Raw genomic sequence first — 25732 nt, 5'->3', positions numbered from 1 at the left:
GGACACGGCCCGGAGGCGCAGCGCCCGTGCCGGTCTCCCTTGATCCAGGCACCACGGCGGGGCACGCTGTGAGCCAGACCACAGTGCGCCGCCAGGAGGCTGCCGTGAACGTGCTCGTCGGAGACCGGATCGCCGTCCGTCCCACCCCGTCCTCCCCACCGCGCGCCGCAAGCGCGCAGAGCTGAGCCGGGCGCATGGCGAAGGACATCCCGGCGGCGCCCGCGCCGCGGCCGGCCGAGCAGGTGCGCAACGTCGCGCTCGTGGGTCACACCGGTGCGGGCAAGACGACCCTGGCCGAGGCGCTGCTGGTGGCCACCGGGGCGCTGCCCCGGGCCGGCCGGGTGGAGGACGGCACGACCTGCCTGGACACCGAGGACGTCGAGATCCGGCAGCGGCGGTCGGTGTCGCTGGGCGTCGCGACCGTCGAGCACGCCGGGCACCGGATCACCCTCCTGGACACCCCGGGGGCGCCGGACTTCGTGGGGGAGCTGCGCGCCGGGCTCCGGGCGGCGGATGCCGCGCTGTTCGTCGTCTCGGCCGTCAACGGGGTGGACGCCACCACGGTGGCGCTGTGGCAGGAGTGCGCCGCGGTCGGCCTGCCGCGTGCGGTGGTGCTGACCCAGATCGACCGGCCGCAGGCCGACGTCGACGAGGCGGTGCACTTGTGCCAGACGCTGCTGGGGGAGGGCGTCTTCCCCGTGCACCTGGTCGACCGGGCCGCCGATGGCTCGGTGCGCGACCTCGTCTCCCTGCTCGATCCCGACGCGGCGAGCGGACCGGCGGGCCCGCAGGATGCCGGTCGCCTCCGTGCCGAGCTGATCGAGGGGATCATCGGCGAGAGCGAGGACGAGGTGCTCATGGAGCGCTACCTCGCCGGTGACCAGCTCGTGCAGTCGGACCTGATCGCCGATCTCGAGACCGCCGTCGCCCGGGGTCACTTCCACCCGGTGCTGTGCGCCGCGCCGCCGGCCGGCATCGGCGTCGCCGCTCTCCTCGAACTCGTCGTCTCCGGCTTCCCGTGCCCGAGCGAGCACGGCTGCCCGCCCGTGACCCGGCCGGACGGCGCGCCGGCACCGGCGGTGTCCTGCGATCCGGACGGACCGCTGGTCGCCGAGGTGGTGAAGACGACGACCGATCCCTACGTCGGCCGGGTCTCGCTCGTGCGGGTCTTCTCCGGCACGCTGCGCCCGGACATGGCGGTCCACGTCTCCGGGCACGGCATGGCCGACCGCGGGCACCCCGACCACGACGTCGACGAGCGCATCGGTGCGGTCAGCTCGCCCCTGGGATCGTCGCTGCGGCTCGTCCCCGCCTGCCCCGCAGGCGACGTCTGCGCGATCGCCCGGCTCACCAGCGCCGAGACCGGGGACACGCTGTCCTGCCCGGAGGACCCGCTGCTCGTCCCGCCGTGGGAACTGCCCACGCCGCAGCTGCCGGTGGCCGTGGAGGCCGCCTCGCGCGGGGACGAGGACCGCCTGGCCACTGCCCTGGCGCGGCTGGTCGCCGAGGACCCGACGGTCCGCCTGGAGCGCCGGCCCGAGACGGGGCAACTGCTGCTGTGGTGCGTCGGTGAGGCGCACGCCGAGGTGCTGCTGGAGCGGCTGCGCAGCCGGCACGGCGTCTCCGTCATCACCGTCCCGGTGCGGGTGGCCCTCGTGGAGACGCTGGCCGGGCCGGCGCGGGTGACGGCGCGGCACGTGAAGCAGTCCGGCGGGCACGGGCAGTACGCCGTGGTCGTCGTCGAGGGGCAGCCGGGGCCGCCGGGCAGCGGGATCGTCTTCGAGCAGCGCATCGTCGGCGGGACGGTGCCCGGTCAGTTCCACGGGAGCGTGGAGAAGGGCATCCGGGCGCAGGCCGAGCGCGGCCTGGGCGCGGACCGCTCCGTCGTGGACGTCCGGGTCACCCTGGTCGACGGCAAGGCGCACTCGGTGGACTCCTCGGACGCGGCCTTCCAGGCGGCCGGCGCGCTGGCCCTCCGCGAGCTCGCCGCGGCGGCCGGCACCCGGCTGCTGGAGCCGTGGTGCGAGGTGGCGGTGCAGGTCCCGGGGGAGTACGTCGGAGCGGTCATGAGCGACCTGTCCGCCCGCCGGGCACGGGTCACCGGCAGCGACACCGATCCGGCCGCGGACCGGGCGACGGTCCGCGCGGAGGTCCCCGAGGTGGAGCTGCTCGGGTACCCCGGGGCGCTGCGCTCGATCAGCCACGGCACCGGCTCCTTCGACCGGCGTCCCCTGGGCCACGAGCCCGCTCCCGCGTCGCTGTCGGTGCCCGCCTGAACCCGGCCCCGTGCAGGGACCCGCCGCGAGCGGGCGAGTGGCGGGGGGCACGGGGTCCTTCTACTAGCCTCTGCGCAGGGTGATCAGCGGGCTGGAGGGGATCGTGACGTCGTCGAGCGGGCCATCGGCCGAGTCGACGGCGCCGCACGGCACCGTCCCCGTCGGGCGGGACGACCTGCCCGACCGCGTGTGGACGCTGCCCAACGCCCTGTCGGTCCTGCGCCTGCTGGGCGTGCCGCTGTTCCTCTGGCTGCTGCTGGGGCCGGAGGCCGACGGCTGGGCGGTGATCGTCCTGATGATCTCGGGCATCACCGACTGGGCCGACGGCAAGCTCGCCCGCTGGCTGGACCAGAGCAGCCGCCTCGGCGCCCTGCTGGACCCGGCGGCCGACCGGCTCTACATCGTCTGCACGCTGGTCGCCCTCGCGCTGCGCGGCATCGCGCCGGTCTGGATGGTCGCGCTGCTCCTGGGCCGCGAGCTCGTCCTCGGCGTCGGGCTGCTCGTGCTGCGCCGGTACGGCTATCCGCCGCTGCAGGTGCACTACCTCGGCAAGGCCGCGACCTTCCTGCTCCTCTACGCCTTCCCCGGCCTGCTGCTCGCCGACGGCAGCGGCTGGCTGCCCACGGTCATCGAGCCCTTCGCCTGGGCGTTCACCATCTGGGGCACCGCCCTCTACCTGCTGGCCGGCGTCTTCTACGTCGTGCAGGTCATCGGGATCGTGCGCGCCGAGCGGGCCGCTCCCGCGGGCGCGGTGCCGTGACCGCGCAGCCACCGGGCGGCGGCCAGCGCTCCCTGGGTGCCTCGCTGCTGGACGACGTGCTGGCCGAGACGCTGGACCCCGCCTACGCCCAGGCCGCCGAGGCCCGGACGGCGACCGACCCGGCCACCGCCGCACCCCGGTGGCGCGGCGCGGTGCTGGTGGCACTGACCATGGTGGTGGCCGGCGTCCTCGCCGCGGTCACCTACGACCAGGCCGCCGCCCGGGTGCAGGGCCGGCAGGAGATCCGCGCCACCCTCGTCGACGACATCCGTGCCGGGTCCGACGCCAGTGACGAGCTCGCCACCGAGCTGGAGCAGCTGCGTGCGGAGGTCGGCCGTGCCCGCGACGAGCTGCTGGCGTCGTCGGCCACGGGTCAGCGCGCGCTCGACGAGCTCGCCCGCGCCGAGGCCGGCGCGGCGGCGGTGCCGGTCAGCGGCCCGGGCCTGCTGGTCACCCTCGCCAACGCCGGGTCCGACGCCGACGACGACCCCGTCGGTGGTGCCACCGAGGCCGACGTCCGCGGCCGGGTCCGGGACGGCGACCTCCAGCTGGTGGTCAACGCGCTCTGGGCGGCCGGAGCCGAGGCGATCAGCATCAACGGCCAGCGGCTGGGCCCCACCAGCGCCATCCGGTTCGCCGGCGAGGCGGTGCTCGTCGACTTCCGCCCGGTGAGCAACCCCTACGAGATCAGCGCGATCGGCGACCCCGAGACCCTGCGCAGCGGATTCCTCGCCAGCCCGGAGGTGGCTGCACTCGCCCTCGTCGAGGAGTCGTTCGGGCTCGGCTTCGACTTCGGCCGCGAGGACGACCTGCGCCTGCCCGCCGCCAGCACCCCCGAACTGCGGTGGGCGCGGCCGGTGCCCGACGAGCCCCGCACCCCGCCGACCGACCCCGCGACCGGAGACTGACCCGTGATCCCGATCCTCGGCCTCGTGGCCGGCGTCCTGCTCGGCCTGCTGGTCGACCCCACCGTGCCGCTGTGGCTGCAGCCCTACCTCCCGATCGCGGTCGTGGCGGCGCTGGACGCGGTCTTCGGCGGTCTCCGCGCGCGGCTCGACGGCATCTTCGACGCCAAGGTCTTCGTCATCTCCTTCGTCTCCAACGTCGTCGTGGCGGCGCTCATCGTCTTCCTCGGGGACCAGCTCGGCGTGGGCGCCCAGCTGTCCACCGCCGTCGTGGTCGTGCTCGGCATCCGGATCTTCGGTAACGCCGCGGCCATCCGGCGGCACGTCTTCCGGGCATGACCACCGACCCGACGCCTGGCACCCCGTCGCCGGCGGGGCAGGCCGCGGCGCCGGAGGATCCGGCCGGTGCGGAACCGGCGCCGGGCCGTCGCCGCGACCTGCGGGCCGCCGTCCTGATCGGGGTCCTCACGCTGCTCCTCGGCTTCGCCTTCACCGTCCAGGTCCGCAACTCCGACGACGAACAGCTGCTCGCCGGTGCCCGGGAGGAGGACCTCGTGCGCATCGTCGACGAGGTCAACTCGCGGGGCGTCCGCCTGCGGGAGCTGATCGCGGACGAGCGCAGGGCGTTGCGGCAGCTCACCAGCTCGGACAGCGAGACCGCCTCGGCGCTGGAGGAGGCGCGCAGCCGGGCGGCGTCTCTCGGCGTGCTCAACGGCACCGATCCCGCGCTGGGGCCGGGGCTGCGCATGACGCTCCGGGACCCGGACGACGCGGTGCGGGTCACCGACCTGGTCGACGTGATCCAGGAGCTCCGCGGCGCCGGGGCCGAGACGATGCAGATCGACGGCGTCCGCGTGGGCCTGACCACCGCGGTCACCGGCACTGCGGGTGCGCTGATGATGGACGGCCGGCCGATCACCGCTCCCTACGAGGTACTCGTGCTCGGCTCCCCGCAGGACATGGAGACGGCGCTGAACATCCCCGGGGGAGTGGTGCAGAACATCGGGAGCCGCGGCGGGTCGGTGACGATCGAGCAGGTGCCGGAGCTCGTCGTCGACGCGTTGCGACTGCTCCCGGAGGCTCAATACGCTGATCCGGAGGACGACTGAAGAAGGACCCCGGTTCCTCCCACCCCTCGCTCCGCTCGCGGCGGGACCCTGCACCGGGGCCGGTACGCGACCACCCCACCATGGAGACTTGCCGCATGAACACGCCTGACGACCGCCGATACACCGACCAGCACGAGTGGGCACTGGTGCAGGGCACCGACGGCACGTCGACGGTCGTCCGCGTCGGCATCACCGACCACGCCCAGGACGCACTGGGGGACATCGTCTTCGTGCAGCTGCCCGCCGTGGGCGACGAGGTGACCCCGGGTACGCCGATCGGCGAGGTCGAGTCCACGAAGTCGGTCTCCGACGTCTACGCGCCCGTCGCCGGCGTCGTGGCCGCCGTCAACGAGGCGCTGACCGACGCCCCGGAGACCGTCAACGCCGATCCGTACGGATCGGGCTGGCTGGTGGACATCAGCGTGCCGGGCGAAGGGGGCGACCCGATCGGTGCACTGCTGGACGCCGACGCCTACCAGGCCCTCGTGGACGGGTCCTGACGGCCCCGCCTGCGGGGCCGGAGCGCCCGCCGCTCACTATGATCGCGACGGGGCACGGAACCGCCGGTGACCAGCCGCGCAGCTCCCCACCCCGACCCCGCACGTGCGGTTGACCCCCGGGTCGACCGCTGGTTCCATGACCACGGCCCGCCGCATCCGCGGTGGCCGACACACGGCGGGCCAGCCGGCCCGTCGACCGCCGGCCGCCCGCGGCCTGTCCAGGCCCGCGGCGACGCCCCTCGTACCGGAGGAGACGCAACGTGCACTGCACTCGATGTGGACACGAGAACCCCGAGGGCAGTCGCTTCTGCGCGCAGTGCGGCTCGGCGCTCCCCCCTGAGCGCATCGGCGAGTCGACCAGCGTGATCCCCAAGGTCGGGGGAGAGGACTCCGGCGAGCAGCCGGAGACCACCGAGTCGCCCGCCGACGCGCACGCCGGCGCCGTCGAGTCCCTGCCCGCAGGGTCCGCGCTGCTCGTCGTGAAGCGAGGCCCGAACGCGGGCAGCCGGTTCCTGCTCGACCAGGACGTCACGACCGCCGGGCGCCACCCCGACAGCGACATCTTCCTCGACGACGTCACCGTGAGCCGCCGGCACGTCGAGTTCCACCGGGAGGGTGGCGGCTTCTCGGTGCACGACGTCGGCAGCCTGAACGGCACCTACGTCAACCGCGAGCCGGTCGACGTCGCCAACCTGGCCGGCGGCGACGAGGTGCAGATCGGCAAGTTCCGCCTCGTCTACCTGACCGGTCCGCGTACCGGCGAGCCGGCTGCTCGCTAGGGCATGACGGCAGTGCCCGAGCGCGAGAACGCGCCCGGGGACGCCGGCGACCAGCACACACCACGCCTCACCATCGGTGAGGTGCTCGCGGTGCTGCGCGACGACTTCCCCGACGTGACGATCAGCAAGATCCGCTACCTCGAGTCCGAGGACCTGGTGCACCCGCAGCGCACGCCGTCGGGGTACCGCAAGTTCTCCCGGGCCGACGTCAGCCGGCTGCGGTACGTGCTGAGCGCCCAGCGCGACCACTACCTGCCGCTGCGGGTCATCAAGGACCACCTCGAGGCGTTGGACCGCGGTGAGCCGATTCCCGGTACCGCCGCGCCGGCGACCGTGCCCCCGCCCGCACCGGGCGACGGGAGCGGCGAGGCGGCACCCCTGACACCGGACCAGTTCGCGCGGGCCGCCGGGCTGGAGCCCGAGCAGCTCGCCGACTGCGTGCAGTTCGGCCTCCTGGCGACCGACGCCGACGGCCGCCACCCGGTGGCAGACCTCGCCATCGCCCGGGCCGCCGCCGGCCTCGCCCGGCACGGCATCGAGCCCCGCCACCTGCGGGTCTACCGCAGCGGGGTGGAGCGCGAGGCCGGGCTGGTGGAGCAGCTCGTCGCTCCGGTCCTGCGCGCGCGGTCCGAGGAGGCCCGGGCGCGGGCCACCGAGAAACTCCGGGAGCTGGCCGGGTTGTCCGCGCAGCTGCACACCGCGCTGCTGGAGGCACGGCTCCGGGATCTCCTGCGCCCCTGACTCCGGCGTACCGTGGACGGCGTCGCTGTCCCGACCGCCGACCCCTTTCCGCCACACACCGCCCGCAACCGGCCGACGTCGCCGGTCCGTCCGGGCACGCAGCCGAGGGAGCCGTACCGTGCAGGAGCTTCGAGTCGTCGGCGTCCGCGTCGAGCTGCCCGGGAACCAGCCGATCCTGCTGCTCAAGGAGACGCAGGGGGAGCGCTACCTCCCGATCTGGATCGGCGCGGTCGAGGCCGCGGCGATCGCGTTCGAGCAGCAGGGCGTCCGGCCGGCGCGGCCCATGACCCACGACCTGCTCCGCGAGGTCATCACCGCCCTCGGCGCCGAGCTCGAGGCGGTGCACATCACCGAGATGCGGGACGGCATCTACATCGCCGAGCTCGTCCTCGGCGAGGAGCGCGTGGTCAGCGCCCGCCCCTCGGACGCCGTAGCCCTGGCCGTGCGGACCGGGGCACCGATCTTCGGCTCCGAGGAGCTGCTCGACGAGGTGGGCATCGAGATCCCCGACGAGCAGGAGGACGAGGTCGAGAAGTTCCGCGAGTTCCTCGACCAGATCTCCCCGGAGGACTTCGGCGCCGGCTCGGGATCCGGCGGAGGGTCCGGCGGCCCCGCCTGAGCGGGCCCATCCCGACAACATCGGCAGCCCCCCGCGGCGCTCCACTCGAAATGATGAGCGTGGCGACACGCCGCCCCGCTCAGTTGACCGGCCCCCGGGCCCGGCTTACGGTCGGCGAACAACAACGGTGTGACACCTGAGGTCACCGGGCGCGATCCAGACCCGGCGCACAGGAGTGGCAAGCCGTCGACCCGGTCCGTGCGAACGGACCGGGACAGAGGAGGACGCCGACGTGAGCGACCAGGACAAGGGCTCCCAGGGTCAGCTCTTCAGCGACGCCGCAGTCGGGGCTCCCGCGTACGACGAGGTGGACACCGACCTCGTGGGCTACCGCGGCCCGACCGCCTGTGCCGCTGCGGGCATCACCTACCGGCAGCTCGACTACTGGGCCCGCACCGGGCTCGTCGCCCCGTCGGTCCGCAGCGCCACCGGCTCGGGGACGCAGCGGCTGTACTCGTTCCGCGACATCCTCGTCCTCAAGGTCGTCAAGCGGCTGCTGGACACCGGCGTCTCCCTGCAGAACATCCGCAAGGCCGTCGACCACCTGCGCAACCGTGGCATCAAGGACCTCGCCAACGTCACGCTGTTCTCCGACGGCGCCACCGTCTACGAGTGCACCTCCGCCGAAGAGGTCGTCGATCTGCTGGCCGGCGGTCAGGGCGTCTTCGGCATCGCCGTCTCCGGCGCACTGCGCGAGCTCTCCGGTGAGCTGGCCGAGCTCCCCGCCGAGCGTCTCGACGGCGCGCCGATGGCCGCCGCCGACGACGAACTCGCGATGCGCCGCCGCCGCCGCGCCATGTGATCCGTCGTCCTCCGGACGACACTCGCAGCGCCGTGGTCGCCCACCTGGTCTCCTGTGGGCCGGGCACAGCACGCCCGCTCCGGGTCCTCGCGCGAGGTCGGGCTCGGAGGCGAGGAACTCGGTCTGCGTTCATCGACCTCGGTACATGACCGAGGTGCCGCCCGACGCTGCTGATGACCGCTGGGTCGGTCGGTGGCGGCTAGATTTGCGCGGTGTCTCCCTCCGAACCAGGGGTGTCCCAGCTCCTCCAGATGGCCACTGACCGGTACGGACGGGTCGAACTGGTCGAGGAATGGACATGGCCCCACGGCGAGTCGCGCGTGGCTCGGGTGCGCACGGGCTTCGAAGATCTGGTGGTCAAATGGGTGCGGTCACCTCGCACGTTCGCCCGTGAGGTCCGGGCGCTCCGGGAGTTCACCCCGCCCCTCGGGGGAGACGCCTCACAGCTGGTGGACCTCGATGAGGCCGCGCAGAGCCTGGTGTTGACGTTCCTACCTGGCACCCTGGCCAGCAGCTCGCGGTGGTCCGGGCAGCCGGCGATCCACGAGCGCGCCGGGCGGCTCGTGCGCCGGCTGCACGAGAGCGTGACGCCGCGGCCCCTGCCGGACTACGCGCAGCAGCTGCTGGCCGGCTTCGACGCCTGGGCCGTACGCGCGGCAGCGCTGGTCGACGATGAGGATCTCAGCCGGGCGAGGGCGATCGCGGCGACCGTCACCGACCTCGGGCCCGTGGAGGGAGTTGCCGCTCACCGGGACAACTCCGCGCGCAACTGGGTGGTCGACGAGGAGGGGCACGTCCGCCTCATCGACTTCGGGGCCTGCGACGTCGAGCCGTGGTGGGTGGACCTGCAGCGACTCCGGGGCCGGGAGTGGAGTGGCCGCCCTGATCTCCAGGAGGCGTTCTTGGCCGGGTACGGGCGGTCGCTGGACGACCGCACCCGCCATCTCCTGCGCGCCTACTGCGCCAGAGCAGCGGTGAGCACGATCGCCTGGGCAACCGAGCACGACGACCAGCCCTTCGCTGCCGAGGGCCGGGCACAGCTGCAGGCGCTGTTGTCCGAGAGCCAGTAGCCGACCGCCACCGCTCCGCCTGGTGGGGATCCGGCCTCCCCGGAGTGCCGGGCAGGCCGGTCTGACATCGTTCGGCACGGTGCGAGCCGTTCCACCTGCTGCGCTGAGCCCATCTCCGGATCACCCTCGGGGAGCCGCCGGGCCCTGCTCCGAGGGAGCTGTGGGACGTCTGTTCCGGCCCCGTGGCTCTGTCGCTCCCGCTGGTAGCGTTCCGCCAGTGGCAGACCGTGCTGAGACCGTCGCTGGAACCGAGGGCGGAGCGCTTCCGCCGCTGACCGGACCGCTCCCGTCGCTGAACTCACTGGACCCCGCCGGGTCCTTCGCCGGGCGGCACATCGGCCCGCGGGGCGACGAGACCGCCGCGATGCTGGAGGCGGTGGGCCATCCCAGCCTCGAGTCGCTGGCCGACGCCTGCGTGCCCGAGAAGGTGCGGGACCGGACGCCGCTGGCGCTCCCGCCGGCCGCGGACGAGGCGGCCGTGCTGGCCGAGCTCCGCGAGCGGGCCGCCGAGAACGACGTGCACACCTCGATGATCGGCCTGGGCTACTACGGCACCGTCACCCCGACGGTCATCCAGCGGACCGTGCTGGAGAACCCGGCCTGGTACACCGCCTACACGCCCTACCAGCCCGAGATCAGCCAGGGCCGGCTCGAGGCGCTGATCAACTTCCAGACGATGGTCGCCGACCTCACCGGCCTCGACGTCGCCGGCGCCTCCATGCTCGACGAGGCGACCGCCGCGGCCGAGGCCATGACGCTGGTCCGCCGGGCGGGGAGGGCCAAGCCCGACGCGGTCTTCGTCGTCGACGCCGACACGCTGCCCCAGACGCTCGCGGTGCTCGAGACCCGCGCCGAGCCACTGGGCATCGGCCTGCACGTCACCGACCTGTCCCAGGGCTGGCCCACCGACCTGCCCGAGGCCGGCGCCTTCGGCGTGCTGCTGTCCTACCCGGGGGCCAGCGGCGCCGTCCGGGACCACCGCGCCCTGGCCGCGGCCGCCCACGAGGCCGGCGCCGCGGTCGTCGTCGCCGCCGACCTGCTGGCGCTCACCCTGCTGGAGGCACCGGGGGAGTGGGGCGCCGACGTCGCCTGCGGCACCACCCAGCGCTTCGGCGTCCCCATGGGCTACGGCGGACCGCACGCGGGCTACCTGTCCGTCCGCGAGGGGCTGGCCCGCCAGCTGCCCGGCCGGCTGGTCGGGGTCTCCGTCGACGCCGACGGCGACGTCGCCTACCGGCTGGCGCTGCAGACCCGCGAGCAGCACATCCGCCGCGAGAAGGCGACCAGCAACATCTGCACCGCCCAGGTGCTGCTCGCCGTGATGGCCGGCGCCTACGCCGTCTACCACGGGCCGGAGGGCCTGGCCGCGATCGCGGCCCGCGTGCACCGCAGCGCGCACGCGCTCGCCACCGCGCTACGCGCCGGCGGCCTGGCGCCGGCGCACGAGCACTTCTTCGACACCCTGACCGTTCCCGTCCCCGGCCGGGCGGCAGAGGTGGTCGCCGCGGCCGCGCAGCGGAAGATCAACCTGCGCCTGGTCGACACCGACACGGTGGCGGTCGCCTGCGACGAGACCACCACCCCGGCGGTCCTGCGCGCGGTCGCCGAGTCCTTCGGCGTTCCCCTCGACGACGCGGCGCTGGCCCAGGACGGCGGCGACGCGCTCCCGGCCGACCTGCGCAGGCGGACCGCCTACCTGACCCACCCCGTCTTCTCCGCGCACCGGTCCGAGACCGCGATGCTGCGCTACCTGCGCATGCTCAGCGACAAGGACCTAGCGCTGGACCGCACGATGATCCCGCTGGGCTCGTGCACGATGAAGCTCAACTCGGCGACCGAGATGGCCGCCATCACCTGGCCGGAGTTCGCCGGGCTGCACCCCTTCGCGCCGGCCGAGCAGGCCCGCGGCTACACCCGGCTCATCGACGAGCTGTGTGGCTGGCTGGCCGAGGTGACCGGCTACGCCGCCGTGAGCGTGCAGCCGAACGCCGGCTCGCAGGGCGAGTTCGCCGGGCTGCTGGCCATCCGCGGCTACCACCGCTCCCGCGGGGACGAGAACCGGGACGTCTGCCTGATCCCGAGTTCGGCGCACGGCACCAACGCCGCCAGCGCCGTCATGGCCGGCATGCGGGTCGTCGTGGTGGCCTGCGACGAGGCCGGCAACGTCGACCTCGCCGACCTGCGCGCCAAGGTGGAGCAGCACGCCGAGCGGCTGGCCGCGATCATGCTGACCTACCCCTCGACCCACGGCGTCTACGAGACCGAGGTGCGCGAGATCTGCGCCGCGGTGCACGACGCCGGCGGTCAGGTCTACGTCGACGGGGCCAACCTCAACGCCCTGGTGGGCCTGGCCCGCCCGGGCCGGTTCGGCTCCGACGTCAGCCACCTCAACCTGCACAAGACCTTCTGCATCCCGCACGGCGGCGGCGGGCCCGGTGTCGGGCCGATCGGCGTCGCCGAGCACCTGGTGCCCTTCCTGCCGGGCCACCCGCTGGTCGACACCGGTGCCTCCGGGCCCGCCGTCTCCGGTGCGCCGTTCGGCTCGGCCGGCATCCTGCCCATCTCCTGGGCCTACGTCCGGCTCATGGGGCCCGACGGCCTGACCCGGGCCACCGAGCACGCGATCCTCGGGGCGAACTACCTGGCCACCCGGCTGCGCGAGCACTTCCCGGTGCTCTACACCGGCGCGGACGGCATGGTCGCCCATGAGTGCATCCTGGACATCCGGCCGCTCACCAAGGCCACCGGCATCACCAACGACGACATCGCCAAGCGGCTCATCGACTTCGGCTTCCACGCCCCGACGATGAGCTTCCCGGTCGCCGGCACGCTGATGGTGGAGCCGACCGAGAGCGAGGACAAGGGCGAGCTGGACCGCTTCGTCGAGGCGATGGTGACCATCCGCGCCGAGATCGAGAAGGTCGCCACCGGCGAGTACGACCGCACCGACAACCCGTTGCGCAACGCCCCGCACACGCTGGCCATGCTGGCGGGGGAGTGGCAGCGGCCCTATCCGCGGACCACCGCCATCTATCCGGTCCGCGGCCTGCAGGGGCGGAGCTACCTGAGCCCCGTCCGGCGGATCGACCAGGCCTACGGCGACCGCAACCTGGTTTGCGCCTGCCCGCCGCCGGAGGCGTTCGCCGAGCACGACTTCGGTGAGCACGCGCCGCCGGTCGACGGCGCGACCCCCGAGCGCTCGGCCGGGGCGCCCGACGACCTGGGGACGACGGCCGACGTGGTGGGCGCCTCGGCCTGACCCGCCGAGAAGGCCGGGACAACCCGGTCGACGCCGTCGTACCCGCGTGCCAGGGTGTCGCCCGTGACCGCTGGAGACGACGGCAAGGCCGACCTGCTGGACTACCTGCGGGAGGGCCGGCAGATCCTGATGTTCAAGCTCGACGGGCTGTCGGAGTACGACCTCCGTCGCCCCCTGACGCCGACGGGCACCAACCTGCTCGGCCTGCTCAAGCACCTGGCGTACGTGGAGATGGGCTACTTCGGCCCCGTCTTCGGGCCTCCCGCGCCCGAGGCCGAGGCCTGGGTGGCCGAGGACACCGAGGACAACGCCGACATGTGGGCCACGGCGGAGGAGACGCGGGCCGACGTCGTCGCGCTCTACCGGCGGGCGTGGGCGGTGGCCGATGCGACGGTGGCGGAGCTGCCGCTCGACGCCGTCGGCACGGTGCCGTGGTGGTCCGACCCGCAGGTGTCACTGCACCGCGTCCTCGTGCACGTCATCGCCGAGACCCACCGGCACGCCGGCCACGCCGACATCGTCCGGGAGCTGGTCGACGGGTCGGTCGGCAACCAGTCCGTCGGCGACAACCTGCCCGAGCACGACGCCGCCTGGTGGCAGGAGTACCGGGAACGGCTCGAGACCGCGGCGCGCGCCGCTGGGGACCGCGTGTCGTAGCGGTGGCGGACGCGATCTTCGCCGATCCCCGGCTGGCGGCGCTCTACGACACCTTCGACGGCGAGCGGGACGACCTGGAGCCCTATCTTGCGCTCGCCGCCGAGCACGGTGTCCGATCGGTGCTCGACATCGGCTGCGGCACCGGCACCTTCGCCTGCCTGCTCGCCGCCCGCGGGGTGCAGGTGGTCGGCATCGACCCCGCGGCGGCATCCCTGGACGTCGCCCGCCGGAAGCCGCACGCGGAGGAGGTGACCTGGCTGCACGGCGACGTGCGGTCGCTGCCACCGCTGCAGGTCGATGTCGTGACCATGACGGCGAACGTGGCCCAGGTGTTCCTCACGGACCAGGAGTGGGCGGCGACGCTGCAGGCCGCCCGGAGCGCGCTGCGCCCCGGCGGACACCTCCTGTTCGAGAGCCGCCGACCGGAGCGGCAGGCCTGGCTGGACTGGACCCGCGAGCGGTCGTCCGGCCGTGCCGTGGTCCCGGGTGCCGGGCCGGTGGAGACGTGGGTGGAGGTCACCGCCGTGCGGGATGCGCTGGTGTCGTTCCGCTGGACGTTCCGCTTCGGGCACGATCGCGCGGAACTGACCTCGGACTCGACGCTGCGGTTCCGCAGCCGGGAGGAGCTCACCGGCTCGCTGGCCGCTGCGGGCTTCGCCGTCGACGACGTGCGCGACGCCGCCGACCGACCGGGAGCCGAGTGGGTGTTCCTCGCCCGCCGGCCCGGCTGATGCCGGGCCGCGGGACCGTCCTCAGGCGCTGACGAGCTCGGCGGTCAGCCAGGTGTGCGGGTGGGCGATGGCGCGTCCGTCGGGAAGCAGCTCGCCGTCGTCGTCGAAGAGGACGACGCCGTTGCACAGCAGGCTCCAGCCCTGCTCGGGGTGGCTGCGGACGACGGCGGCGAGGTCACGCGCCTCGCTGGTGGCGTCGGGGCACGGGGTTACGTGGGAGCACATGGCGGTTCCGTCCGTCCGGGCCCCGGAGGGCCCTTGTAGCTGAGGGTGAATGGTCCATCACCGGACGGGTCCAGTGTGCGCATGGCAGCACAGGACGAGAAGTGATCCAGGTCACCAGATCATCCCGTCGAGTGGTGCGATGTTGCCAAGAGGCCCGCTGTTACCGGCCCGGCGGATCAGAGCTTGCGGAGCAGGATCCGGCGTACCGAGTGGTCGGCCGCCTTCTGCAGCACGAGCCGGGCGCGCGACCTCGTCGGCGCGATGTTCGAGCGGAGGTTCGGCGCGTTGACCGCTGACCAGATGCCCAGGGCGGTGTCCCGGGCCTGCTCGTCGGTCAGGGCGGCGAAGCGGTGGAAGAAGGCGGAGGAGTCGGCGAACGCCGTGCGGCGCAGCGCCAGGAAGCGCTCCACGTACCAGCTCTGGATGTCGCTCTCCGAGGCATCGACGTAGACCGAGAAGTCGAAGAAGTCCGAGGCGAACACCTCCGGGGCGGTGCCGTCGGAGCGGCGTCCCGCCTGCAGCACGTTGAGGCCCTCGACCACCAGGATGTCGGGACGGTCCACCGCCTGCTGCAGCCCCGGCACGATGTCGTAGGACTGGTGGTCGTACACCGGGGCGAAGACCTCCTCGCGGCCGCTCTTCACGTCGGCGAGGAAGCGCAGCAGGGCCCGGCGGTCGTAGCTCTCGGGGAAGCCCTTCCGCCCCATGAGGCCCCGTGCCTCCAGCGCGGCGTTGGGCATGAGGAAGCCGTCGGTGGTCACCAGGTCGACGCGGGGCGAGCCGGGACTGGCGGCCAGCAGCGTCTGGAGCAGCCGCGCGGTGGTGCTCTTGCCGACGGCGACGCTGCCGGCGACGGCGATGACGAAGGGCACCTTCGCCGTCGAGTCGCCCAGGAACTCGCTCTGCGCGGCCCAGAGGCGCCGGCTGGCGGAGACGTGCAGGCCCAGCAGCTGCGCGAGCGGCAGGTAGACCGTCGCCACCTCGTCGAGGTCGATGCGGTCGCCCAGCGAGGCCAGCGACGCCAGGTCCGCCTCGTCCAGGGGGAGTTGGGAGCCGGCGGCGAGCGCTCGCCACGAGGCGCGGTCGAAGACCGCGTAGGGCGAGATGGAGCCGCGAGTCCCTGCCGTCACGCCCCCATCGTGCCGTCCGGCACCCCGGAGCCCTGCGCGCGGGTCACCCGTGCGGGTAGGGAAGCGCGCCCGGGGGGCTCCGGCAACCGTCCACCGGGACCGGGCCGGTCTAGGGTTCGCCCTGTGTCAGCCCGCCCGGGACTGCTCGAGTGCATCGAGCGGTACTACGCCGCCGCCCCGCTCGCGGACGCGCGGGTCGAGCAGACCGGCGCCCTCGACGTCCCGGTCGGTGACCCCTCGTGGCCCTATCCCGCTCGCCCCACGCGCGGCACGGAGTCGCGGGTCACCGTCGCCGACGTCCGGGCCGCCGCCGACCTGCAGCGGGCCGCGGGACTGCCCGTCGCGCTGGAGTGGATCCCAGAGTGCACCCCCGAGGTGGCGGCCTCGGCCCGTGCGGCAGGCCTCGAGGTGGACGAGCTGCCGCTGCTGGTGGCCGATGAACCGGTCGAGCTGTTGTTCCCCGCCGGGGTGCGGCTCTACGTCGTGGGCGCCGAGGACCCGGAGCTGCCGCACTACCAGGCGGTGTCCGCGGTCGCGTTCGCCCACCCCGGTGGCCCCGCCGACGTGCAGGCCACCCGGCCGGAGCCGGAGCGCCGCGACGCCGCGGAGACGGCGGCGCTGCGCGAGCGCATCGCGACCGGTGCGACCGTGATGATGGTGGCCATCGAACGCGGTGAACCGGTGGCCGTCGGGCTGCACCAGCCCGTGGACATCGACGGCACGGTGGTCAGCGAGATCCTGGGTCTGGCGACCGCGCCCCGGCTGCGTGGCCGCGGGCTGGGCGCCGGCATCGCCTCCGCGCTGGTCGCCCACGCGCGCGAGACGGCCGACCTGGTCTTCCTGGCCGCCGGCGACGACGACGTGGCCCGCGTCTACGAACGGATCGGCTTCGCCTGGCTCGCGCGGGTCGGCGTGGCCGGGCCGCCGTAGACCGCAGGACCTGCCCGACAGCTGCGTAGAGTTCCCGGCCCCGTCCGGAGGCTCGCCCCGAGCGCGCGAGGGGTGCGGAGGACGGGGTCCTTCTACTGCTGCTCGTAGGTGACGACCAGCGTCGCCCGGGCCAGCGTGTGGAAGAACAGGTTGAAGCCGAGCACGGCCGGTGTGGTGTCGCCGTCGACGTCGAGCGTCTCGGTGTCCACCGCGTGCACGACGACGAAGTAGCGGTGCGGCCCGTGGCCCGCCGGGGGAGCGGCACCCACGTACCCGGCGAAGCCCCCGTCGTTGCGCAGCTGCAGCGCGCCGTCGGGCAGCCGGGGCGTGTCCTTGTTGCCCGCGTCGGCCGGCAGCTCCGTCACCGACGCCGGGATGTTGGCCACGGCCCAGTGCCAGAACCCGCTGGCCGTGGGCGCGTCGGGGTCGTAGACGGTGACGGCGAAGCTGCGGGTGCCCTCGGGAAGGCCCGACCACGACAGCTGCGGCGACCGGTCCTCGCCCCCGGCGCCCATCACCCCGCTGACGTGCGGCATCGGCAGGGTCGCGCCGTCGGACACGTCGGTGCTGGTCACCGTGAAGGACGGGACCTGGGGCAGGAAGTCGTAGGGGTTCGGCGGGGTGGGCCGGTCGGCCATGTCGGTCCTCTCGACGGCGGGTCGGACGGGGACGCGTCCTCGTGGCGACCCTAGGCAGCGGAGGGGCGCCGCGCGCGTCGGACGGGCGTGGTCGCGCGGGAACGGAACGCGAGCGTCCCGCCGTCGAGACGGTGCCGGAACCTCCGCGCCGGTAGCGTCCTGGCCGTGCATGAATCCGGCCTGGGGCTGCCCGAGTCCGTCCGCGCCTGCCTCTTCGACCTCGACGGTGTGCTGACCCGCACCGCCACCGTGCACATGGCCGCCTGGAAACGCACCTTCGACGAGTACCTGCAGGCCGCCGATCCCGCGCAGCGGCCGTTCGACCAGGACGACTACAACCGCCACGTCGACGGCAAGCCACGCGCCGACGGGGTCCGCGACTTCCTCGCCAGCCGCGGCATCACCCTGCCCGAGGGGGCGGCCGACGACGCGCCCGACACCGCGACGGTGCAGGGCATCGCCGCGCGCAAGAACGTGCTGGTCCTGCGCGAGCTGGACGAGCACGGCGTGGAGGTCTACCCGGGCTCGGTCCGGTACCTCCGCGCGGTCAAGGAGGCCGGGCTGCCCACCGCGGTGGTGACGGCGTCGGCCAACGGTGAGCAGGTCATCGCCGTCGGCGGGTTCGCCGACCTCATCGACGCCCGGGTGGACGGCGTCGTCGCCGCCCGCGAGGGGCTGCGCGGCAAGCCCGCACCGGACACCTTCCTGGCCGGGGCCCGGCTGCTGGGCGTCGACCCCGCCCATGCCGTCGTGTTCGAGGACGCGCTGTCCGGGGTGGCGGCCGGCCGCGCCGGGGAGTTCGGCTACGTCGTCGGCGTCGACCGGGTGGGGCAGGCCGAGGGACTGGCCGCCGCAGGAGCCGACGTGGTCGTGACCGACCTCGCCGACCTGCTGGGGGACCGGGCATGACCGAGGGTCGGGCCACCTTCCCGATCGAGCCGTGGTCGCTGACCGAGGTGGGGCTGGACCACGCCTCGCTGGGCGTGCACGAGTCGGTGTTCGCACTCGCCAACGGGCACATCGGCATGCGCGGGTCCTTCGACGAGGGTGAGCCCGTCGTCGTCCCCGGCACGTACCTCAACGGCTTCTTCGAGGAGCGGCCGCTGCCCTACGCCGAGGCCGGCTACGGCTATCCCGAGCAGGGGCAGACGGTCGTCAACGTGACCGACGGCAAGCTGATCCGGCTGCTGGTCAGGGACTCCCCGCTGGACCTCAACTACGGGGAGATCATCGGGCACCGGCGCACCCTGGACCTGCGGGCCGGGGTGCTGCGGCGGATCACCGAGTGGCGCTCCCCGGGCGGCCGCAGCGTCCGGGTGACCAGCACCCGGCTGGTCTCCCTCGCCCGCCGGTCCATCGCCGCGATCGAGTACCAGGTCGAGGTCATCGACGACCTCGGCGACCTCTACGTGGCGCTGCAGTCCGACCTGCTGGCCAACGAGACCAACGCCACCGGCAGCGACGACCCGCGGGCGGCGGCGTCCCTCGACCGCCCGCTGGAGGCGGAGTTCTCCGCCGGACGCGGCCGGCGGGCCGTCCTGGTGCACCGGACCGCTCGCAGCCGGCTGCGGATCGCGGCCGGCATGGACCACGTCGTCGACATCCCCGACACCAGCACCGAGGACATCCTGGCCAACGGCGACCTCGCCCGGTACACGCTGGCCGCGCGCATCCCGCCCGGCGGGTCGCTCAAGCTGGTCAAGTTCCTGGCCTACGGCTGGTCCTCCCGCCGCTCCGCCGCGGCCCTGCGCGACCAGGTCGAGGCCGCGCTGGCCACCGCCAAGCTGGCCGGGTTCGACCGGCTCATGCGCGAGCAGCGGGAACTGCTCGACCGGCACTGGGACGAGGCCGACGTCGAGATCGAGGGCGACGACGAGCTGCAGCAGGCCGTGCGGGTGGGCATGTTCCACGTCCTGCAGGCCGGGCTGCGCGGTGAACGCCAGCCCATCGCGGCCAAGGGGCTGACCGGCCCCGGGTACGACGGGCACGCCTTCTGGGACACCGAGACCTACGTGCTCCCGGTGCTGACCTACACCGCGCCGGAGGCCGCCCGCGACGCCCTGCGCTGGCGGCACTCCATCCTGGAGCTGGCCCGCGAGCGGGCCCGTGTGCTGGGGCTGCGCGGCGCGGTGTTCCCGTGGCGGACCATCCGGGGCGAGGAGACCTCGGGGTACTGGCCGGCCGGGACGGCGGCCTTCCACATCAACGCCGACATCGCCGACGCCGTCGTCCGGTACTACAACGCGACCCTGGACGAACACTTCGACCGCGACTTCGGCGCCGAGCTGCTCATCGAGACCGCGCGGCTCTGGGCCTCGCTGGGGCACTTCGACGACGAGCACGGCTTCCGCATCGACGGCGTGACCGGGCCGGACGAGTACACCGCGGTCGTGGACAACAACGTCTTCACCAATCTCATGGCCCAGCGCAACCTGCGGGAGGGGGCGCGGGCGGTGACCCGGCAGCCCACGGTGGCGGGCCGGCTCGGCGTGGCGGACGACGAGGTGGAGCTGTGGCTGCGGGCGGCGGCGCTCATGGCGGTGCCCTACGACACCCAGCACGGCGTGCACATGCAGTCCGACGGGTTCACCCACCACGAGGAGTGGGACTTCGCCGGCACGCCCGCCGACCACTACCCGCTGCTGCTGCACTACCCCTACTTCGAGCTCTACCGGAAGCAGGTGGTCAAGCAGGCCGACCTCGTGATGGCGCTGCACCTGCGCGGTGACGCGTTCACCCTCGAGGAGAAGATCGCGAACTTCGCCTACTACGAGGCGCGCACCACGCGGGACTCGTCGCTGTCGGCCAGCGAGCAGGGCGTCGTCGCCGCCGAGACCGGGCACCTCGACCTGGCCTACGACTACTGGGCCGAGGCGGCGCTCACCGACCTGCAGAACCTGCACCACAACTCCGGGCACGGGCTGCACATCGCCTCGCTGGCCGGCGGCTGGACGGTCGCGGTCGCGGGGTTCGGCGGGTTGCGCGACCACGACGGGGAGCTGACCTTCGCTCCGCGGCTGCCGTCCCGGCTCACCCGGATGCGGTTCCGGGTGGTCTACCGGGGGCGCAGGCTGGTCGTGTCGATGACCCAGCGGCAGGCCACGTACCGGCTGGTCGACGGCGACCCGCTGGAGATCCGCCACCACGGCCGGCAGGTGATCGTCGACCACGACGACCTGGTGATGGACATCCCGCCGGCGCCCCAGGTCGAGCCGGTGACCCAGCCGCCGGGCTGCGAACCCCGCCGCCGGGTCCGCTCCGGCACGCCGCCGCGCGACCACCGGACGGTGGACGAGCACGGCTGAGCCGTCAAGCCAGCAGCCAGCTGCCCCCGAGCAGCAGCGCCCCGACGTCGACGACGAGGAAGAGCCCGACCCAGACCACACCGGGGATCCGGGTCAGCCGGGCCAGCTGGTCGGCGTCGGAGTCCGCCGCCTGCCGCCGGCGGCGGGCGCGCTGCAGCTCGAGCACGGCGCGCGGCGCCGCCAGCAGCAGGAACCAGGTGGTGACGGCGGCGAAGGCAGCCTGGGCCTCCGGCGGCAGCCACCAGGTGGCCGCCAGCACCAGGCCGCCGCTGACCAGCACCGACCAGAGGCCGTACCAGTTGCGGATCTGCACCAGGAGCAGCCCCAGGAGCGCGACCAGCGCCCAGAGCAGCCCCACCGCGTGGCCGGCCGCCAGCAGGGCGGCCGCGCCCAGCCCGAACAGAGCGGGACCGGTGTAGCCGGCGGCGCAGGTGAGCACCATGCCTGCGCCGGTCGGCCGCCCGGACGAGACGGTGACCCCCGAGGTGTCGGAGTGCAGCCGGATGCCGGACAGCCGCCGCCCCACCGCGAGCGCGACGACACCGTGAGCGCCCTCGTGCGCGATGGTCACCGCGTGCCGGGTCCGCCGCCACAACGGGGTGTAGCAGACCAGCACGGCCGCGACGGCAGCGGTGCCCAGCAGAACGGCGGGGGAGAGGTCGGGGGCGGGAGCGCTGACCCGGTCCCAGAACAGGCCGACTGCGTCCACGCGGGGCAGTCAACCGCACGGACCTGGGGGCGCCGTCCAGGCAGCGCCGGTGCGCCTCCGCCGGTCAGTTGCCCGGCTTGACCGCCTTGCCGCGCTCGCGATCGGCCTCGTCGGCCTCGTAGGCGCCGGGCACGGCCGCGGGTCCGTCGTCGGCGCCGGGCGTGATCGGTTTGCGGATCAGGTCGTCCTGGCCGTGCGTGGGGGAGCCGCCCGGCTCGGCGCGCTCGTCGGTGTCGGGGCGTGGGTCGGCCACGGTTCCTCCTGCGGTCGTCGTTCCCGGGCGGCTACCCGCGAGGGGACACCTCAAAGCTGCTGGGTCAGGTTCACCGCGTTCCCGTCGGGATCGCGCACGTGGGCCACGCGCTGGCCCCAGGGCATGTCGTTCGCCCCGGACGTGGCCTCACCGCCCAGGGGGACCACCCGCGCCAGGGCGGCGTCGACGTCGGGCACCTCGATGCTCAGGGCCCGGCCGGGGGCCTCGGGAGCGACGTCGTCGCTCGCGACCAGGCCCAGCGGGGAGTCGCCGATCTGCAGGCCGAGGTAGAACGTCGGGCCGGCGTTCGACGACCTCGACGGACAGGCGCGTGTAGAAGCGCTCCAGCCGATCGATGTCGCCGGTGACGACGATCGGGCGCACGGTCCGGGCCATCGGTCCTCCGGAGGTCAGCGCGGTGTCCTACGAGGGACGCTGCCGGCGCCGGGGACTCATCGGTGCTCAGGCCAGGCCGGCGTCGTGCACGACCAGGGCGACCTGCACCCGGTTGGCTGCCTCGAGCTTGGTGAGCAGCCGGGAGACGTGCGCCTTCACCGACGCGACGCTCATGTAGGCCTCGGCGGCGATCTGGGCGTTGGACAGCCCCCGGCCCACGGCCAGGGCCACTTCGCGCTCCCGCTCGCTCAGCCGGTCCAGCGATCCCAGCGCGGCGGCCCGCCGGACGTCGGGACCGGCTGCCGACCCGTCGGCCTCGGCGACGTGCGCCATCAGTTGGCGGGTCACGGTGGGGGAGAGCATCGGCTCACCCACGGCCACCCGGCGCACGGCGTCGACGATGGCGGCCGGCGGGGTGTCCTTGAGCAGGAACCCGCTGGCACCGGCCCGCAGGGCACGCAGCACCGAGGCGTCGGCGTCGAAGGTGGTGAGCACGATGACCTCGGGCCCGCCGGCACGTGCGCGCAGCCGCTCGGTGGCGGTCAGCCCGTCGACGTGCGGCATGCGGATGTCCATGAGGACGACGTCCGGGGTGTGCTCGGCGACGGCGGCCGGCACCTCGCCGCCGTCGGTGGCCTCACCGACCAGCACGCAGTCACCGGACCCGCCGAGCACCATGGCCAGGGCCGCCCGTACCAGCGGGTCGTCGTCGACGACGAGGACGCGGACCGGACCGCTCACCGCGGCACCGCTCACTCCGGCACCGCTCACTCCGGCACCGGCGCCTGCGGCCAGGGCAGCCGGGCGCGCAGCCGGAAGTCGCCCTCGTCGGTCCAGCCGTGCTCGAGCGAGCCGCCGGCCAGGCCGACGCGTTCCACGAGGCCGACCAGGCCGGTGCCCGAGCCGGGGAGGGAGCCGGGGAGCGGGGTGCCGGGGTCGGTGCCGAGCGGCGCCGGGTTGGTCACCTCGACCTCGATGCCGGAGCCGGGTTCGGCCGTCACGCGTACGCAGGCGACGGTGCCCCAGGCGTGCTTGCGGACGTTGGTCAGCGCCTCCTGCACGACCCGGTAGACGGTGCGGCCGGTGACCGGGGGCACGGCGGCGACGTCGGGCACCCGGTACTCCATGCGCACCCGCAGGCCGGCGGTGCGCGACTGCTCGACCAGCGCGGTCAGATCGGCCAGCGTGGGCTGGGGGCGGTCGGTCAGCGTCCCGTCGCCGGTGTCGCGCAGCACGCCGATCACCTCGCGGAGGTCCTCCAGCGCACCACGGGCGCTGGCCCGGATCACCCCGGCGGCCTGGGCGATCTCGGCGGGCGCGGCGCCCGGGCGGTACTCCAGCGCGCCGGCGTGCATGCTCAGCAGCGAGAGCCGGTGGGCCAGCACGTCGTGCATCTCCCGGGCGATCCGGGTGCGCTCGAGCTGCCGTGCCTGGTCGACCCGGAGCCGCTGCTCGTTCTCGGCGCGGACCGCCCGGTCGCGCAGCGAGACGACCAGCTGCCGGCGGGCGCGCACGAACATGCCCCAGGCGACGACGGCGGCGGTGAGCACCGCGCCGAGCGCCAGCGTCAGCAGCCGGGGCAGATCCGGATCGGGACGCAGCTGGTCGTAGACGACGAAGGCGACCAGGTTGACCGCGCCGAGCACCAGGACCGTGCGCCAGGTGCGGTGCACCGCGACGGTGAACAGGGCGATGAGGACCGCCACCCCGCTCGTGGCCGAGAACGCGCCGACGAGCGCCAGCACCGCTGCCACCGCCACCGGCCGGCGACGTCGTCCCCACAGCAGCAGGCAGCCGATCAGCCCCAGGACCAGGTCGGCGACCAGGACACCGTCCGACGGCGGCTGCGGGCGGGCGCTCGACTCGAACAGCAGCAGGAGACCCAGACCGACGGCCACCAGGAAGACGGCGACGTCGACCAACCAGTCGCGGACCGACCGGCGCACCGGCCGGCGCTCCCCGTCGTCGTCCGCCCCGGGGGAGAGGGAGTCGGCCAGCAGCAGCGCCGGGACGAGCGACGGGTGGTCGACGCCCGGATGCGGCCGGGCCGGTGGCCGGAGGGCGGTGCTCACCACCGCAGGCTACGGACGCCGGCACGCCCGGGACATGGCCGAAGGTCTAGGACACCGCGGGGGACATCGACCTTCGTCGGGGCCGAATCGCCGTTCGGGTGACGCGCGGACGCCGGCGGGCGCGAGAGGGTGACCGCGTGATCAACGTCGAGCACCTGACCAAGCGGTACGGCGCCCAACTCGCCGTCTCCGACGTGTCCTTCTCCTGCGCACCAGGCACCGTGACCGGCTTCCTCGGGCCCAACGGGGCCGGGAAGTCCACCACGTTGCGCGCCGTGTGCGGGCTGACCCTGCCGACCAGCGGCATGGCCACCGTCGGCGGGCGTCCCTACCGCGAGCTGCCCAACGCCGGCCGGCGGGTGGGCGTGCTGCTCGACGCCGGCGCCCAGCACTCGGGCCGGACCGGGAAGGAGACCCTCGCCCTCGCGGCTCTCGTCATGGGCGTGCCCGGCACGCGCGTCGACGAGATGCTCGAACTGGTCGGCCTCGCCGGCAAGCCGGCCGGCAAGCGGGTGGGCAAGTACTCCCTCGGGATGCGGCAACGACTCGGCCTGGCCACGGCGCTGCTCGGCGACCCCGAGGTGCTCGTCCTCGACGAGCCGGCCAACGGGCTGGACCCCGACGGCATCTTCTGGATGCGCGGGCTGCTGCGCGGCTTCGCCGACCGGGGCGGCACGGTGCTGCTCTCCTCCCACCTGCTGCGCGAGGTCGAGGCGGTCGCCGACCAGCTCGTGGTGATCGCCGGTGGCCGCATCGTGGCTCAGGGGAGCAGCGAGCAGCTGCTGGCCAGCACCGGCACCGTCGTGCGGGCCCGCGACCGCGAGGCCCTCACCGGCGCGCTGGCGGCGGCGGGCATCGGCGTCGTCGCCGGTCCCGCGGACGCGCTGATCGCCGACGGCCCGGCCGAGGCTGTCGGCATCGCCGCCGCCACGGGCGGGGTGCCACTGCTGGAGCTCCGCCCGGCCGGGGGAGACCGGCTGGAGGAGCTGTTCCGGTCCCTGACCGGCCCGTCCGCCGGCGGCGCCCCCGCCGCCCCCCAGATGCAGGAGACCCGGGCATGAGCACCGCGACCATCGACCCGACCACGGCACCGAGGGCGGGGGAGACCGCCACGGCGCCCTCCCTGCTGCGGCTGACCCGCGTCGAGCTGCGCAAGGCCTACGACACGCGAGCCGGGTTCTGGCTGCTGCTGGTCGTGGCGCTCGCCTGCGTGGCCGTGGCGACGCTGCAGATGTTCTTCGCCGAGGAGCCGGACAAGACCTTTGCGGCGTACTTCTCGACCACCCAGGTGCCGGTCAACCTGCTGCTGCCGGTCGTCGGCATCCTGCTGGTGACCAGCGAGTGGTCGCAGCGCACCGCGATGACGACCTTCGCTCTCGTGCCGGCCCGCTCCCGGGTGCTCACGGCCAAGGTGCTCGTCGGTGTGATCCTCGGTCTGCTCGGGGTGGCGGCGGCCGGTCTGGCGTCGGCCGCGGCCGCGCTGCTCAGCCCGGTGCTGACGGCCGACTCGTCGGACTGGACGATCACGGCCGGCCAGGTGGCCCAGGTAGCGCTCATGCAGGTGCTGACGATCCTCATCGGTGTCGCCTTCGGCATGCTGCTGCTCAACTCACCGCTGGCGATCGTCCTGTACTTCGTGCTCCCGACGGTGGTGACCATCGTGGCCAACGTGGTGGGCGCGCTCACCTGGATGCGTGACTGGCTGGACCTGTCGTCGACGATGGCGCCCATCTTCGAGGGCAGCCTCGACGGGCAGGGCTGGGCCCAGCTCGCGACGTCGGTGGCGGCCTGGGGGCTGGTGCCCATGGTGATCGGCTGGATCCGCATCGTGCGGAGCGAGATCGGCTGACCCCTCGGTCCGCTACC

The 25732-nt window shown here is 74.0% G+C and carries 27 protein-coding genes; 19 read left to right on the top strand and 8 right to left on the bottom strand.

All coding sequences use genetic code 11. From position 1 onward, the window contains the following. Positions 1-194: 194 nt before the first annotated feature. The 14 genes from RM425_RS14345 to RM425_RS14280 all read left to right on the top strand — a co-directional run bounded on the left by RM425_RS14345 (position 195) and on the right by RM425_RS14280 (position 14208). Entirely contained in the window at positions 195-2276 is a 2082-nt protein-coding gene (locus tag RM425_RS14345) for an elongation factor G-like protein EF-G2 (protein WP_311345896.1), read from the top strand. A gap of 79 nt (positions 2277-2355) precedes the next feature. Next, on the top strand, positions 2356-3036 hold the full coding sequence (locus RM425_RS14340) for a CDP-alcohol phosphatidyltransferase family protein (RefSeq protein WP_311345895.1): 681 nt from the start codon (positions 2356-2358) through the stop codon (positions 3034-3036). Next, on the top strand, positions 3033-3944 hold the full coding sequence (locus tag RM425_RS14335; protein WP_311345894.1) for a DUF881 domain-containing protein: 912 nt from the start codon (positions 3033-3035) through the stop codon (positions 3942-3944). The genes RM425_RS14340 and RM425_RS14335 overlap by 4 nt, the downstream gene beginning before the upstream one ends. Positions 3945-3947: 3 nt before the next feature. Continuing rightward, positions 3948-4280, top strand: coding sequence for a small basic family protein (locus tag RM425_RS14330; RefSeq protein WP_311345893.1), 333 nt, complete (start codon positions 3948-3950; stop codon positions 4278-4280). Next, a complete protein-coding gene (locus tag RM425_RS14325) occupies positions 4277-5050 on the top strand; it encodes a DUF881 domain-containing protein (RefSeq protein WP_311345892.1) in 774 nt (257 codons plus the stop codon). Before RM425_RS14330 ends, RM425_RS14325 begins: the two co-directional genes overlap by 4 nt. 95 nt (positions 5051-5145) lie before the next feature. Beyond that, positions 5146-5550: a glycine cleavage system protein GcvH gene (gene gcvH, locus RM425_RS14320; RefSeq protein WP_311345891.1), complete on the top strand. Its 405-nt coding sequence runs from the start codon at positions 5146-5148 to the stop codon at positions 5548-5550. 260 nt (positions 5551-5810) lie between these two features. After that, a complete protein-coding gene (gene odhI, locus RM425_RS14315) occupies positions 5811-6329 on the top strand; it encodes an oxoglutarate dehydrogenase inhibitor Odhl (protein ID WP_311345890.1) in 519 nt (172 codons plus the stop codon). Positions 6330-6332: 3 nt separating this feature from the next. Beyond that, positions 6333-7070, top strand: coding sequence for a transcriptional regulator FtsR (gene ftsR, locus RM425_RS14310; protein WP_311345889.1), 738 nt, complete (start codon positions 6333-6335; stop codon positions 7068-7070). Between the two features lie 118 nt (positions 7071-7188). Beyond that, on the top strand, positions 7189-7689 hold the full coding sequence (locus RM425_RS14305; RefSeq protein ID WP_311345888.1) for a bifunctional nuclease family protein: 501 nt from the start codon (positions 7189-7191) through the stop codon (positions 7687-7689). 232 nt (positions 7690-7921) lie between these two features. Next, a complete protein-coding gene (locus RM425_RS14300) occupies positions 7922-8491 on the top strand; it encodes a MerR family transcriptional regulator (RefSeq protein ID WP_449495089.1) in 570 nt (189 codons plus the stop codon). Positions 8492-8940: 449 nt separating this feature from the next. Continuing rightward, positions 8941-9561 (top strand): aminoglycoside phosphotransferase family protein, encoded by a 621-nt coding sequence (locus RM425_RS14295; protein ID WP_311345887.1) that lies wholly within the window; start codon positions 8941-8943, stop codon positions 9559-9561. 217 nt (positions 9562-9778) lie between these two features. Beyond that, a complete protein-coding gene (gene gcvP / locus RM425_RS14290) occupies positions 9779-12820 on the top strand; it encodes an aminomethyl-transferring glycine dehydrogenase (RefSeq protein WP_311345886.1) in 3042 nt (1013 codons plus the stop codon). Positions 12821-12883: 63 nt separating this feature from the next. Further along, positions 12884-13477, top strand: a complete 594-nt coding sequence (locus tag RM425_RS14285; protein WP_311345885.1) for a DinB family protein — start codon at positions 12884-12886, stop codon at positions 13475-13477. Between the two features lie 2 nt (positions 13478-13479). Then, positions 13480-14208, top strand: coding sequence for a class I SAM-dependent methyltransferase (locus RM425_RS14280; RefSeq protein ID WP_311345884.1), 729 nt, complete (start codon positions 13480-13482; stop codon positions 14206-14208). A gap of 21 nt (positions 14209-14229) precedes the next feature. On the opposite strand, the gene RM425_RS14275 is transcribed toward RM425_RS14280, so the two are convergent. Then, the gene (locus RM425_RS14275; RefSeq protein ID WP_311345883.1) at positions 14230-14433 is read right to left on the bottom strand and encodes a DUF5999 family protein; all 204 of its coding nucleotides are present in this window, start codon (positions 14431-14433) and stop codon (positions 14230-14232) included. Between the two features lie 176 nt (positions 14434-14609). After that, positions 14610-15563: a type I pantothenate kinase gene (gene coaA / locus RM425_RS14270; protein ID WP_311345882.1), complete on the bottom strand. Its 954-nt coding sequence runs from the start codon at positions 15561-15563 to the stop codon at positions 14610-14612. 123 nt (positions 15564-15686) lie between these two features. Here coaA and RM425_RS14265 point away from each other — a divergent pair, with 123 nt between their 5' ends. Further along, the gene (locus tag RM425_RS14265) at positions 15687-16493 is read left to right on the top strand and encodes a GNAT family N-acetyltransferase (protein ID WP_311345881.1); all 807 of its coding nucleotides are present in this window, start codon (positions 15687-15689) and stop codon (positions 16491-16493) included. 92 nt (positions 16494-16585) lie between these two features. Here RM425_RS14265 and RM425_RS14260 read toward each other — a convergent pair whose 3' ends face one another. Next, positions 16586-17131, bottom strand: a complete 546-nt coding sequence (locus RM425_RS14260) for a YbhB/YbcL family Raf kinase inhibitor-like protein (protein ID WP_311345880.1) — start codon at positions 17129-17131, stop codon at positions 16586-16588. Between the two features lie 165 nt (positions 17132-17296). On the opposite strand from RM425_RS14260, the gene RM425_RS14255 reads away from it, so the two are divergent. Further along, positions 17297-18040 carry an HAD family hydrolase gene (locus RM425_RS14255; protein WP_311345879.1) on the top strand — a complete coding sequence of 248 codons (744 nt, stop codon included), beginning with the start codon at positions 17297-17299 and terminating at the stop codon, positions 18038-18040. Next, positions 18037-20436, top strand: a complete 2400-nt coding sequence (locus RM425_RS14250; protein ID WP_311345878.1) for a glycoside hydrolase family 65 protein — start codon at positions 18037-18039, stop codon at positions 20434-20436. Before RM425_RS14255 ends, RM425_RS14250 begins: the two co-directional genes overlap by 4 nt. Before the next feature lie 4 nt (positions 20437-20440). Here RM425_RS14250 and RM425_RS14245 read toward each other — a convergent pair whose 3' ends face one another. The 5 genes from RM425_RS14245 to RM425_RS14225 form a co-directional block, all read right to left on the bottom strand. Continuing rightward, complete coding sequence (locus tag RM425_RS14245; RefSeq protein WP_311345877.1) at positions 20441-21145, bottom strand: M50 family metallopeptidase; 705 nt, start codon at positions 21143-21145, stop codon at positions 20441-20443. Positions 21146-21209: 64 nt separating this feature from the next. Beyond that, positions 21210-21398 (bottom strand): hypothetical protein, encoded by a 189-nt coding sequence (locus tag RM425_RS14240; RefSeq protein ID WP_311345876.1) that lies wholly within the window; start codon positions 21396-21398, stop codon positions 21210-21212. A 50-nt stretch (positions 21399-21448) separates the two neighbouring features. Further along, the gene (locus tag RM425_RS14235; protein ID WP_396137052.1) at positions 21449-21652 is read right to left on the bottom strand and encodes a VOC family protein; all 204 of its coding nucleotides are present in this window, start codon (positions 21650-21652) and stop codon (positions 21449-21451) included. A gap of 208 nt (positions 21653-21860) precedes the next feature. Continuing rightward, complete coding sequence (locus tag RM425_RS14230; RefSeq protein WP_311345874.1) at positions 21861-22535, bottom strand: response regulator transcription factor; 675 nt, start codon at positions 22533-22535, stop codon at positions 21861-21863. Positions 22536-22561: 26 nt separating this feature from the next. Further along, positions 22562-23866, bottom strand: coding sequence for a sensor histidine kinase (locus tag RM425_RS14225; protein ID WP_311345873.1), 1305 nt, complete (start codon positions 23864-23866; stop codon positions 22562-22564). 137 nt (positions 23867-24003) lie between these two features. On the opposite strand from RM425_RS14225, the gene RM425_RS14220 reads away from it, so the two are divergent. Next, positions 24004-24927: an ABC transporter ATP-binding protein gene (locus tag RM425_RS14220; protein WP_311345872.1), complete on the top strand. Its 924-nt coding sequence runs from the start codon at positions 24004-24006 to the stop codon at positions 24925-24927. Further along, complete coding sequence (locus tag RM425_RS14215) at positions 24924-25715, top strand: hypothetical protein (RefSeq protein ID WP_311345871.1); 792 nt, start codon at positions 24924-24926, stop codon at positions 25713-25715. Before RM425_RS14220 ends, RM425_RS14215 begins: the two co-directional genes overlap by 4 nt. Positions 25716-25732 lie beyond the last annotated feature (17 nt).

Origin of the sequence: Blastococcus goldschmidtiae (assembly GCF_031845325.1) — a bacterium.
Classification (GTDB): domain Bacteria; phylum Actinomycetota; class Actinomycetes; order Mycobacteriales; family Geodermatophilaceae; genus Blastococcus; species Blastococcus goldschmidtiae.
Note: the sequence above shows the minus strand (reverse complement) of the source record. Positions and strands in the feature narration are given on the sequence as shown.